We start from the raw sequence: 11,430 nt of genomic DNA, 5'->3' as shown, positions 1-11,430 counted from the left end.
CGCCCCCGTGCCGGCGATCTCGGTGAGCGCCGCCTCATGGCCATGGGGATCGGCAATCGCGATCACCAGCGCCCCGGGGTTGATCCCCTTCAGCGCCGAAGCCTCCGGCCGCCGCACGCCCAGCACGATATCCGCCCCGGCCACCGCCGCGGCGTTGTCCGCCACAACAGTGGCGCCCGCGCCCTCATACTCCCCGTCGCCAATCCCCGACGCCACACCCGCGCCCGACGCAACAAATACCGTCGCACCCAAACCGATGTAGCGCTTTACCGTGTCGGCACTGGCCGCCACGCGCGGCTCCAGCCGGGCCTCTTCCTTCACTATCGCTACGCGCATTGCCTCACTCCCAAGATCGCCTTCCTCCCGAGAAGGTCGTTGACCGTTTCATTTCACTCTTCAAGCACGACCAGCAGGTCCTTGGCGTCGATCGCGTTGCCGGGCGCCACCAGAATCTCCGCCACCGTGCCCGCGCGCGGGGCATGGATCGCCGTCTCCATCTTCATCGCCTCGATGGTCAGCAGCACGTCGCCGGCCTGCACCGCCTGCCCGCCCAGCACCCCGAGCGAGGAGATAGTGCCCGGCATCGGCGCGGCGACATGGGACGCGTTGCCCTCCTCCGCCTTGCGCCGCCCGGCGACCTTCGGCACCGCGTCGCGGTCGACCGCCAGGATCATGCGCGGCTGGCCGTTCAGCTCGAAGAACACCTCGACCTGCCCATCGTCGCGGGTGTCGCCGAGCGCCGTGAGGCGCACCATCAGCGTCTTGCCGCGCTCGATCTCGACAGTGGTCTCGTCGCCCGGCTTCATGCCGTAGAAGAACACCGGGGTCGGCAGCGCCGAGACCGGGCCGAAAGTGGCGAGCACCGGGGCGAAATCGGAAAACACCTTCGGGTACATGAGGTAGGAGGCGAGTTCCTTGTCCGTGGCGGTGCGGCCGAGCATAGCCGACACGTCCGCCCGCTCCGCCTCCAGATCGGCGTCCTCCAGCAGCGAGCCGTAGCGCACGGTGATCGGTGCCTCGCCCTTCAGCGCCTTTTTCTGCAACGCCTCCGGCCAGCCGCCGAGGGGCTGGCCGTATTCGCCGTGCAGCATCGCCACCGCCGAGGCCGGGAAAGCGACGTCGCGCGCCGGGTCGAGCACATCGGCGGCGGACAGGCCCTGACTCACCATCATCAAAGCGAGGTCGCCCACCACCTTGGAAGAGGGCGTGACCTTGATGATGTCGCCGAACAGGTCATTGGCGTCGCGATAGGCGCGCGCCACCTCGTGCCAGCGGCTCTCCAGCCCCATGGAGCGCGCCTGCTCCTTGAGGTTGGTGAACTGCCCGCCGGGCATTTCGTGCAGATAGACCTCGGAGGCCGGGCCCTTGAGGTCGCTCTCGAAGGCGGCGTACTGGGCGCGCACGCCTTCCCAGTAGAAGGAGATGCGGCGGATCGCCTCCGGGTCGAGCCCGGTGTCGCGGTCCGAGCCGCGCAGCGCCTCGACGATGGAGCCAAGGCAGGGCTGCGAGGTCATGCCGCTCATCGCGTCCATGGCGAGGTCGACGGCGTCGACCCCCGCCTCCACCGCCGCCAGCACCGAGGCGCCGGCAACCCCAGAGGTGTCGTGGGTGTGGAAGTGGATCGGCAGGCCGATCTCCTCCTTCAGCGCCTTGAACAGCACCTTGGCGGCGGCCGGCTTGACGAGGCCGCCCATGTCCTTGAGGCCCAGCACATGGATGCCGGTCTTTTCCAGCTCCTTGGCCATGGAGACGTAGTATTTCAGGTCGTATTTCGAGCGCGCGGGGTCGAGCAGGTCGCCGGCATAGCAGATGGCGCCCTCGACCAGCTTGCCGGTCTTCAGCGCCTCGTCGATCGAGACACGCATGTTCTCGATCCAGTTGAGGCAATCGAAGACGCGGAAAATGTCCATGCCGGCATCCGCCGCCTGGCGGATGAAGAAGCGCACCACATTGTCGGGGTAATTGGCATAGCCGACGCCATTGGCGCCGCGCACCAGCGTCTGCGTCAGGATGTTGGGCACGCTCTCGCGGATCTTCGCCAGCCCTTCCCACGGGTCTTCCGAGAGAAAGCGCATGGAGACGTCGAAGGCCGCCCCGCCCCAGCATTCGAGTGACAAGAGGCCAGGCAGGCCGCGCGCGTAGGAATCGGCGACGCGCGCGATGTCGTGCGAGCGCATGCGGGTGGCGAGCAGCGACTGGTGGGCGTCGCGCATCGTGGTGTCGGTGACGAGCACCCGCTTCTGCGCCAGCATCCAGTCGGCGAAGCCCTTCGGGCCAAGCTGGTCGAGAAGCTGCCGCGTGCCAGGCGCCGGCGCGTTGGCGAAGGCCGGCGGCTCGGGAATGCGGGCGGTGGCGGCAGGCCGGGCGCGGCCCTTCACTTCCGGGTGGCCGTTCACGGTGACGTCGGCGATCCAGGCCAGCAGCTTGGTGGCACGGTCGCGGCGGGTGCTGAGATCGAACAGCGCCGGCGTGGTGTCGATGAAGCGGGTGGTGTAGCGGCAGGCGATGAAGTCCGGGTGGGTCAGCACGTTCTCCAGAAACGGCAGATTGGTCGCCACGCCGCGGATGCGGTATTCGCGTAGCGCCCGGTGCATGCGGGCGATGACCTCCTCGCCGGAGGGCGCCCACGCCGTCACCTTCTCCAGCATCGGGTCGTAGAAGCGCGTAACCACCGCGCCGGAATAGGCGGTGCCGCCATCCACGCGGATGCCAAAGCCCATGGCGCCGCGATAGGCGGTGATGCGGCCATAGTCCGGGATAAAGTTGTTTTCCGGATCCTCGGTGGTGATGCGGCACTGCAAGGCGTGGCCGTTGAGGCGGATGGCGTCCTGCGCGGGGATGCCGGTTTCGCCGAGGTCGCCGATATGGCCGCCTTCGAGAATGCGAATCTGCGCTTTGATGAGGTCGAGGCCAGTGACGACTTCCGTCACCGTGTGCTCGACCTGGATGCGCGGATTGACCTCGATGAAGTAGAAGGCGCCGGTGTCCGAATCCATCAGGAACTCGACCGTTCCGGCGCCGACATAGTCGGTGGCCCGGCCGATGGCCAGCGCCGCGTCGGTGAGCCCCTTGCGGGTGGCCTCGTCGACATAAGGCGCCGGCGCGCGCTCGATCACCTTCTGGTTGCGGCGCTGGATGGTGCAGTCGCGCTCGAACAGGTGGACGAGGTTGCCATGGGTGTCGCCGAGAATCTGCACCTCGACATGCCGGGCGCGGCGCACCAGCTTTTCGAGATAGACCTCGTCCTTGCCGAAGGCGGCCTTGGCCTCGCGCTTGGCCGTCATCACGGCATCAAGCAGCTTGTCCTCGGCCTCGATGGGGCGCATGCCGCGCCCGCCGCCACCCCAGCTCGCCTTCAGCATCACGGGGTAGCCGACCGTGAGGGCCGCCGCCAGCACCGCCTCGGGATCGTCCGGCAGCGGCTCGCTCGCCGGCATGACGGGCACGCCGACCGAAAGGGCGAGGTTGCGCGCGGCCACCTTGTTGCCGAGCGTGCGCATGGTCTGCGGGGTCGGGCCGATGAAGACGATGCCGGCCTCTTGGCAGGCTTCGGCGAATTCCGGGCTCTCGGAGAGGAAGCCATAGCCGGGATGGATGGCGTCGACCTTCGCCTCTTTCGCGACGCGGATCACCTCGTCAATGGAGAGATAGGCGTCGATCGGGCCGAGCGGCTTGGCCAGAAACGGGCCGCGCCCGACCTGATAGGCCTCGTCCGCCTTGAAGCGATGCAAAGAGAGCTTGTCCTCCTCCGCATAGAGGGCGACCGTGGTGATGCCGAGTTCGGTCGCGGCGCGGAAGACGCGGATGGCGATCTCGGATCGGTTGGCGACAAGAAGCTTCTTGATCGTGCGCGTCATGGCGTGGCGTCACCCGTGGTTGCGGTCTGCGAATGTTTGAAAACTCGAAACCTGCATCCTGCTGCGGCCAAACGGGTGCCCCGCCCTGCCTGCCGCTGCCGAACCGGCAACCGGACGATGCATCAGCCATGCCGTAATCCGGGACGGGATACCGGCGCAGGGTCAGATGCCGCATGCGTGACACGCATAGTGGTATACAGAATTCCGCATACCAGCAAGTTGATTCCGGCCCTCCCCGTCGCGAGGGCCGGCTTTCCCGCCCGCCTCCGGCTGACCTTTCGGCACGCGCTTGTGATGGTATCCGCTCTCGGCGTCGCGAAAGGGACACGCTGCGGTGCAAGATAACATCCGAGAGACAGAGCTAGACTTTTGGTCCATATGAGACGCGCCGGTGCCGCGCATCGGCGAGCCCACCGACGGAGGATATTATGGTTAGCAGGCGTGGACGCGCGACCAAGATCGTGGCGACGCTGGGTCCGGCATCTTCAAGCCCGGAAATGATCAAGGCGCTTTATGAGGCCGGGGTCGACGTGTTCCGGCTGAATTTCAGCCATGGCACCCAGGAAAACCATGGCCGCGTGCTGGCCTCCGTGCGGGCGCTCGAAAAGGAAGTGCGGCGGCCCATCGGCGTGCTTGCCGACCTTCAGGGCCCCAAGCTGCGTCTCGGCCGCTTCGAGAACGGCTTCATCAACCTGACCGCCGGCTCGACCATCCGCTTCGACACCGACCCGACGCCCGGCAACGAGACCCGCGTCTCGATCCCGCACCCGGAAATCCTCGAAGCCCTTAATGAGGGCTCCACCGTGCTGCTCGACGACGGCAAGGTGCGGGTGCGCGTGGTGAAGAAGGGCGCCGGCTATATCGACGCCGAAGTGGTGGCGGGCAACAAGCTCTCCAACAACAAGGGCTTCAACGTCCCCGACGTGCTGCTCCCGGTTTCCGCGCTCACCGAGAAGGACCGCGCCGACCTGTTCTTCGCCCTCGACCTCGGCGTCGAGTGGATCGCGCTCTCCTTCGTGCAGCGCCCGGAGGACGTGATCGAGGCCAAGGAACTGATCCAGGGCCGCGCCCAGATCAACCTGAAGCTGGAGAAGCCGCTCGCGGTCGAGCACCTCACCCGCCTCACCGAGCTGTCGGACAGCATCATGGTGGCGCGCGGCGATCTCGGCGTCGAATTGTCGCTGCCGGAAATCCCGGCCCTGCAGAAGCGCGTCATCCGCGAATCCCGCCGCCTCGGCAAGCCGGTGATCGTGGCGACGCAGATGCTGGAATCGATGATCAGCGCCCCGGTGCCGACCCGCGCCGAAGTCTCCGACGTCGCCACTGCCGTCTATGACGGCGCCGATGCGGTGATGCTGTCGGCCGAAAGCGCCGCTGGCCAGTATCCGGTCGAGGCCGTGGCGATGATGGACCAGATCATCAAGCAGGTGGAGCGCGACCCGGGCTACCGTTCGATCATCGAATCGCAGCGCCCCGAGGAAGGCCATTCGGTGGCCGATGCGGTGACGCAGGCCGCCTATCACGCGGCGCTGTCGACCAATGCGGCGGCAATCTGCACCTACACGCTCTCCGGCACCACCACGCTGCACGCGGCGCGCGAGCGCCCGCGCATCCCGATCATCGGCATTGCCAGCCAGCTCTCCACCGCTCGCCGGCTTGTGCTGTCCTATGGCGTCCATGTCGTGCACGCGCCGGAGGAAATCCACACCTTCGGCGAGATGGCGGCCAAGGCGACGCAGGTGACGGTGGAGCACGGCTTCGCGACAGAGGGCGATCTCATCGCGATCACCGCCGGCGTGCCCTTCGCTACCCCCGGCACCACCAATGTTCTGCGCCTCGTCACCATCGACAAGGCGATGGCCAACCGCACGCCGCGCCCGGAAGAGGCGGGGGACGCCATGCGCTCGCGCGCGGCGGCGATGAAGGCCGACGAGGCCGTGCTGCGCTCCGCCCCGGTGGAGCCGACGGCGGACTGACGCGCGCGGCGCGATCGCGAGAAAGACCGAAAGGCCCGCCCTCGGCGGGCCTTTTTGTTGGCGAGGCCGGGGGTGCCGGGTCTGCCGGCTTGCGGCCTCCGCCGCCTGCGCAGAGGATGCCGGAACCGGGCGCCGCCCCCCGCGTTCATCTGCGACGGCAGGCCGCCACAGGCCGCCAGTCGCGCCCCTCCAACCCCGCGAGACGACGATGACGCTATCGGGTGGCTGCAATTGCGGGCAGGTTCGCTACGAGATCGAGGGCGCGCCGCTGCGCACCGGCCTCTGCCATTGCGCGACCTGCCGCAAGCAATCCGGCTCGGCCTTTTCCTTCTTCGGCATCTGGCCGCGAGCGAGCGTCACCCTTTCGGGTGAACTCGGCTGCTGGCAGGTCCGGGCGGGCGGCGAGCGCTTCTGCCCGCGCTGCGGCTCGCAATTGTTCTGCTGGCAGGAAGGGTCCGACGAGATCGAGATCAAGCTCGGCACGCTGGACGAGCCTCCCAGCACGCTGGTGCCCGGCTATGAGCTGTGGACAATCCGCCGCGAGCGTTGGCTGGCGCCGCAGGCCGGTGCCGAGCAGCATTGGCGCGACCGAGAGGAAGCGGGTGACTGATGCCGAGCCGGGCTCACGGCAGCATCACCACCGTCGTGCCGACGCGCACGCGCTCATACAGGTCGATGATGTCCTCGTTCAGCATGCGGACGCAGCCATAGGAAGCGAAGGTGCCGATCGATTTCGGCTTGTTGGTGCCATGAATGGCGTACTGCCCGCCGCCCGACAGCGTCATGGCGCGGGCGCCCATCGGGTTTTCCGGCGTCCCGCCGGCAATGACCGCCGGCAGCTTGGGATTGTCGCGCTTGATTTCCTCGGGCGGCGACCACGCCGGTTCGACATATTTCCGCTCGATCCGGGTCTGCCCCTGCCACTGCTTGCCCCGGCGCCCGACCGCCACGGGATAGCGGATCGCCTGCCCCTCGCCGACCACGAGATAGAGTTTGCGCTCGGCGGTGCTGACCACGATCGTGCCCGGGCGATAACCCGGCTTCTCGAACCGCACCGTCTCGCGCGCCTGGCTCACGGAGGCGGGAAGCGCCAGCGCCGCCACCGCGATCAGGGGCAAAAGGAATCGACGCCGCATCGCATACTCCCAACGAAGGCCGGCGCTCTGCCGAGGCCCTCCTGTGCATAATTCGCCTGCCTGATAGCAGGAACCGGCACGCCGAGGCGCCCGTGCGCGGACACGCACACCAATATCCGGCAAATTCGTATCTATTCTGCAACAGTTGGAAAAATCCCGGAGACGCCGGCGCCGAGCCCCCGTGCCGTCAATTGACGGCCACAAATGAAGCGCTACTCAACATATAGTTAAGACCCCGGCTCCGCAGGTCCTGTCACTCTCAATTCTTTCTAACCTAAGGTAATCCACCATGATCAAGTCCCTCCTCGTCGTCTCCGCATCCATCTTCATGCTCGGCGCCGCTGTCGCCGCCGACATGCCCCAGGCGCAGCCGGTCAAGGCTGAAGCCGCTCCCGTCGGCAAGGCCCCGGTTGGCAAGTCGCCGGTCGGCAAGGCTCCCGAGCCGATCTACACCAAGGGCTGAGCGCCTTCGGTAACGCACCCCGTTTGAGGCGTGCTTGACATGACCGCGGCCGGCTCGCCCGGCCGCGCGATGTGATCGAGAGAAAAAGACGGAGTGCCGTTATGACAAAGTTCTTCAAGACAACAGGGCGCCGCAGCCTCGCTGTGGCGCTTTGTGCCTTCGTGGCGCCTGGCCTGCTCGCCGTGGCGACGCTCCTTGCCGCGACAACACTTGCCTCGCCGGCCTTTGCCACCCCGTCCGGCACGCGGGTCGCCAGCACCGATGCGAGCACCCCCGCCACCGGCGTGCCCGGCGCCTCGGAAGCCGCTTCCGCTCCGGCCCCGGCGCCCTATTACGTCGATTTCCGCGCCCGCACCGCCGCCACCTATGGCCATGCCTTCCTCTGGTACGGCAAGTCGAGCGAGCGGGCCGTGGACGTGGCCGGCCTCCACCCGGCGACCGACAGCCCGGTGCCCTATGTGCTCGGGCATTTCATGTTCGTGCAGTCGGAAACCGGCGCCAGCTATGGCGACCTCGACGAGCAGTATCTGACCGCCAATTACCGGGTTTACCTGACGGCGGAAGATGCCCCCAAGGTCTTCGCCTATATCCAGAAACTCCAGAAGACGACGCCGTTCTGGAACGCGACCACCACCAATTGCACCTGGTTCATCGGCCAGGTCGCCTCGTTCATGGGGCTCTCCACCCCCTCGCATCTTCTCCTCCCGGAGGATTATGTGAACGATCTCAAGAAGATGAACGACGCCCGCAACATGGCGAGCCTCGCCCCGGGCCGCTGATGCCGGATAGCCGTGCCCAGGATTAGAGCGGTTTCTGCCTGATCCGATTCACGTCGGGATTCCCAAATCGCGGCCGGTCTGATTCTCTCGCGTTCGGAACGGGGGAGAAGGATCATGTCGCGCGCCTACAATCAGGATTTGCGGGATCGGGTGATTGACGCGGCGCTGAATGAGGCGCTTTCGGCGCGCTCTGCTGCGGCGCGGTTCGGGTGGGCGTCGCGACCGCAATCGTCTGGGTGCGTCGTGCGCGGGAGACGGGCTCGCGGATGGCCAGGCCGCGCGGGCAGCCGCGAGGCTCGAAGCTCGACATCCATTGCGAGGCGATCCTTGGCTGGATTGCGGAGAAGGACGACATCACCATCGCCGAGATCGGGGAGCGGCTGGCCGCCGAGCGCGGCACGAGCGCCGGTGTCGGCACGGTCTGGACGTTGCTCGACCGCTGCGGACTGACATTCAAAAAAAGACCGCGCACGCGAGCGAGCAGGACAGGCCAGATGTCGCGAGCAAGCGGGAAGCGTGGTTCGACGGCCAGCCCGAGTTCGACCCGGCGCGCCTGATCTTCATCGACGAGACCTGGGCCTCCACCAATATGGCGCGCCCGCGCGGCCGATCACCGAGGGGCGAGCGGCTGCGCTCGAGCGTGCCGCATGGCCACTGGAAGACGACCACCTTCGTCGCCGGCCTGCGCCTGACCGGTATCGCCGCGCCCTTCGTGCTCGACGGTCCGATCGACCCCAACGCCTTCGAGACCTACGTCGCCAAGGTGCTGATTCCGGAACTGGCAGCGGGCGACGTCGTCGTCATGGACAACCTCTCCAGCCACAAGGGCCCGAGGGTCCGCGAGATGATCGAGGCGGTCGGCGCAAGCCTGCTCTACCTGCCGCCCTACAATCCCGACTTCAACCCGATCGAGATGGCCTTCTCCAAGCTGAAAGCTCTCCTGCGAAAAGCCGCCGAGCGATCCATCCCAGCTTTGTGGGACGCCATCGGGCGCCTCATCGATCTCGTCACGCCAAACGAAGCCGCAAACTTCTTCGCCGCAGCACGCTATGAGCCGGATTAAACCGAAAAGGCTCTAGCCGCGCGCCCGGCCGGCTAAGGCTTCACTAAGCGTTGCACAACGGAGCGCGGGATCCGATTGGCGCAGCATCCGCGCCACGTGAAACCGCCCCGACGAGAAACCACCCCTCGCCCTGTTGACGCGCCGCTTGCGGACGGTGACATCTTGCCGGACGGCGACCGGCTGGCGGGCACTCGGCCCGGCCCTGTGCCGGCATCGCCCCCCGAATGCCACAGGGTATGACCCAGATGCCGCTGCTCACCAGCGAGACTGTCCTGCCGCCCGCGACCCCTCCCAACGTCGCCGGCGCGGGACGGGTCATCTGCCTCGACGGGCTGCGCGGCGTGGCCGCCTGTTCGGTGGTGGCGTTCCACTTCTTCTATGCCTTCACCCCCACCCTGTTTGCCGACAAGGCGCGGAACGGCTTCACGGTGTTCGATACCCCGCTCGCCGTGCTGTGGAACGGCCACTTCGCGGTGGCGGTGTTCTTCGTACTGTCCGGCTTCGTCCTTGCGGCCTCGGCCCCGAAGACCGTTCGCGAAGCACCGCTGATGATCGGCCTGCGCTATGCCAGGCTCGCCCTGCCCGCCCTCGCCTCCTCCATCCTCGCCTGGGCATGGCTGGTCGGCTTTCCCGACGCCGCGCGCGAGGTGCAGGCGCTCACCGGCAGCCCGTGGTTCCGCTGGACCTACCAGCCCCCCATCCCTCCGCTCAGCCGGGCCATATGGGAGGGCGGCGTGGGCGTGTTTCTTGAGGGAACGACCCGCTTCAACAATCCTTTGTGGACCATGCAGGCGGAATTCATGGGCTCCCTGCTGATCTACGGCTCGTACGCGCTGCTGCGCGGCCAGGCACGACCGTTCGCGATGGCGCTGGGCATCGTCGTCTTCTCCGGCGTCGGCCTGTTCTACCTCGCGGCGTTCTGCGGCGGCGCTCTGGTCTACGCGTTTCGCCACCTTCTGCGCAACCACACGCTCGGCGGCAGCGTGCTCGGCATGCTCGGCCTCGTGATCGGCGCCACCTATCCCGGCCATGCCGGCGGCGAGGGCGCGCTCGTATCCGTGCAGTCCTGGCTCGGCGCCGATGGCCTGCGGCAGATCGGAGCGGTCTTCGTCGTGCTGGCCCTGCTGATCACGCCGCCGATCCGGCGGCTGTTCGAGACGACGCCCCTGCAGCGGCTGGGCGAGATTTCCTTCCCGCTCTACCTCGTCCATGTGCCGCTGATCGTGGCGCCCGCCTGCTTCCTATACGCTCGCTTCGGGCCGCTGGCACCGCTGCCATTGGCGGGGCTGTTCATCCTCACCTGCCTTGCCGCGCTGGCCCTGGCAGGGCTGTTTCTCATCACGGTGGAACGTCCCGTCCTGCTCGCCCTCAGGATCATTCGCACGCGCGGTCGCGCCCGCCTCGCCTCACCCTGAGCGGGGCCGGCGCCGATGGCGCGGCGTCCCCTCCGGTTTATTTCTTATTTCCATAAGCTAAACTTTCATGCTCATTAGCCGTTTCCACGCCACCGGCACAGCCGAGCCCCGCTCGCACAAGCCAGGCTAATCTCAGGCGAGGAGAGCCGCGTTGCGGGTCACGAAAGCCAAGGTCGCCGAGCATCGCCGCTCCATCCTCGATTCCGCCTCGCGGCTGTTTCGCGAGCGCGGATTCCGGGATGTCGGCGTGGCCGAGATCATGCAGGCGAGCGGGCTGACCCATGGCGCCTTCTACGGCCATTTCCGTTCCAAGGCCGACCTCGCCGACGAGGCCTGCCGGGAAGCCTGCGCGGAAGGCGTCCACCGCTGGCTCCAACAGGCGTCGCTTGCCGAGATTCTCGATCGCTACCTCACCCCCTCCCATCGCGACAACCCAGCCGCCGGCTGTGCCCTCGCCGCCCTCGGCGCCGACGCCGCCCGGCAGTCACCCGAGCTGCAAAAGAGCTATGCCGAGGGGATAAAGGGCTTTGTCGACGCGCTTGAGCGCCACATGGACGACGCCTCGCCCGAGGCCCGGCGCGGGCAGGCGATGGCACTGGTCTCCTCGATGATCGGCGCCCTCACCCTGGCGCGCGGCGTGGCAGCCGGCGACCCGGCGCTCTCCGCCGACATTCTCGCCAGCGCGCGCCAGCAATTGCGCGGCCGTTTCGGCGCGTAGGGGGGGCAAACGCCGTATTGCAC

8 protein-coding genes and 2 pseudogenes are annotated in these 11,430 nt (G+C 67.3%); 7 read left to right on the top strand and 3 right to left on the bottom strand.

Translation table 11 applies throughout. The features are described from left to right. A pseudogene (locus EV667_RS21740) lies at positions 1-336 on the bottom strand (NAD(P)(+) transhydrogenase (Re/Si-specific) subunit alpha); the annotation flags it as partial. A 53-nt stretch (positions 337-389) separates the two neighbouring features. Next, entirely contained in the window at positions 390-3,857 is a 3,468-nt protein-coding gene (pyc, locus tag EV667_RS21735) for a pyruvate carboxylase (RefSeq protein ID WP_131837410.1), read from the bottom strand. A 428-nt stretch (positions 3,858-4,285) separates the two neighbouring features. Between pyc and pyk the strand changes: the two genes are divergently transcribed. Together pyk and EV667_RS21725 are read left to right on the top strand one after the other, a co-directional pair. Further along, positions 4,286-5,833 carry a pyruvate kinase gene (gene pyk, locus EV667_RS21730; RefSeq protein WP_131837409.1) on the top strand — a complete coding sequence of 516 codons (1,548 nt, stop codon included), beginning with the start codon at positions 4,286-4,288 and terminating at the stop codon, positions 5,831-5,833. A gap of 208 nt (positions 5,834-6,041) precedes the next feature. Further along, positions 6,042-6,443: a GFA family protein gene (locus tag EV667_RS21725; protein WP_131837408.1), complete on the top strand. Its 402-nt coding sequence runs from the start codon at positions 6,042-6,044 to the stop codon at positions 6,441-6,443. A 13-nt stretch (positions 6,444-6,456) separates the two neighbouring features. Here EV667_RS21725 and EV667_RS21720 read toward each other — a convergent pair whose 3' ends face one another. After that, on the bottom strand, positions 6,457-6,969 hold the full coding sequence (locus EV667_RS21720) for a L,D-transpeptidase (RefSeq protein ID WP_131837407.1): 513 nt from the start codon (positions 6,967-6,969) through the stop codon (positions 6,457-6,459). Positions 6,970-7,258: 289 nt separating this feature from the next. Between EV667_RS21720 and EV667_RS22685 the strand changes: the two genes are divergently transcribed. From EV667_RS22685 to EV667_RS21700, 5 genes and pseudogenes are all read left to right on the top strand, one after another. Next, positions 7,259-7,432, top strand: a complete 174-nt coding sequence (locus EV667_RS22685) for a hypothetical protein (protein ID WP_165901683.1) — start codon at positions 7,259-7,261, stop codon at positions 7,430-7,432. Positions 7,433-7,533: 101 nt separating this feature from the next. Beyond that, positions 7,534-8,211, top strand: a complete 678-nt coding sequence (locus EV667_RS21715) for a hypothetical protein (protein ID WP_131837406.1) — start codon at positions 7,534-7,536, stop codon at positions 8,209-8,211. 114 nt (positions 8,212-8,325) lie between these two features. Then, positions 8,326-9,274 (top strand): annotated as a pseudogene (locus EV667_RS21710) (IS630 family transposase). A 236-nt stretch (positions 9,275-9,510) separates the two neighbouring features. Then, positions 9,511-10,689: an acyltransferase family protein gene (locus EV667_RS21705; protein ID WP_165901682.1), complete on the top strand. Its 1,179-nt coding sequence runs from the start codon at positions 9,511-9,513 to the stop codon at positions 10,687-10,689. 151 nt (positions 10,690-10,840) lie between these two features. Further along, entirely contained in the window at positions 10,841-11,407 is a 567-nt protein-coding gene (locus tag EV667_RS21700) for a TetR family transcriptional regulator (RefSeq protein WP_131837404.1), read from the top strand. Positions 11,408-11,430: the final 23 nt, after the last annotated feature.

The organism is Ancylobacter aquaticus (assembly GCF_004339465.1).
Lineage (GTDB): Bacteria > Pseudomonadota > Alphaproteobacteria > Rhizobiales > Xanthobacteraceae > Ancylobacter > Ancylobacter aquaticus.
The sequence above is the reverse complement of the archived record's forward strand: the minus strand, read 5'-3'. Positions and strand labels throughout refer to the sequence as shown.

Coding starts and splice junctions, on each gene's coding strand:
- EV667_RS22685 (WP_165901683.1), top strand. CDS start 7,259: ATGATCAAGTCCCTCCTCGTCGTCTCCGCATCCATCTTCATGCTCGGC.
- EV667_RS21705 (WP_165901682.1), top strand. CDS start 9,511: ATGACCCAGATGCCGCTGCTCACCAGCGAGACTGTCCTGCCGCCCGCG.
- EV667_RS21720 (WP_131837407.1), bottom strand. CDS start 6,969: ATGCGGCGTCGATTCCTTTTGCCCCTGATCGCGGTGGCGGCGCTGGCG.
- pyc (WP_131837410.1), bottom strand. CDS start 3,857: ATGACGCGCACGATCAAGAAGCTTCTTGTCGCCAACCGATCCGAGATC.
- EV667_RS21715 (WP_131837406.1), top strand. CDS start 7,534: ATGACAAAGTTCTTCAAGACAACAGGGCGCCGCAGCCTCGCTGTGGCG.
- pyk (WP_131837409.1), top strand. CDS start 4,286: ATGGTTAGCAGGCGTGGACGCGCGACCAAGATCGTGGCGACGCTGGGT.
- EV667_RS21725 (WP_131837408.1), top strand. CDS start 6,042: ATGACGCTATCGGGTGGCTGCAATTGCGGGCAGGTTCGCTACGAGATC.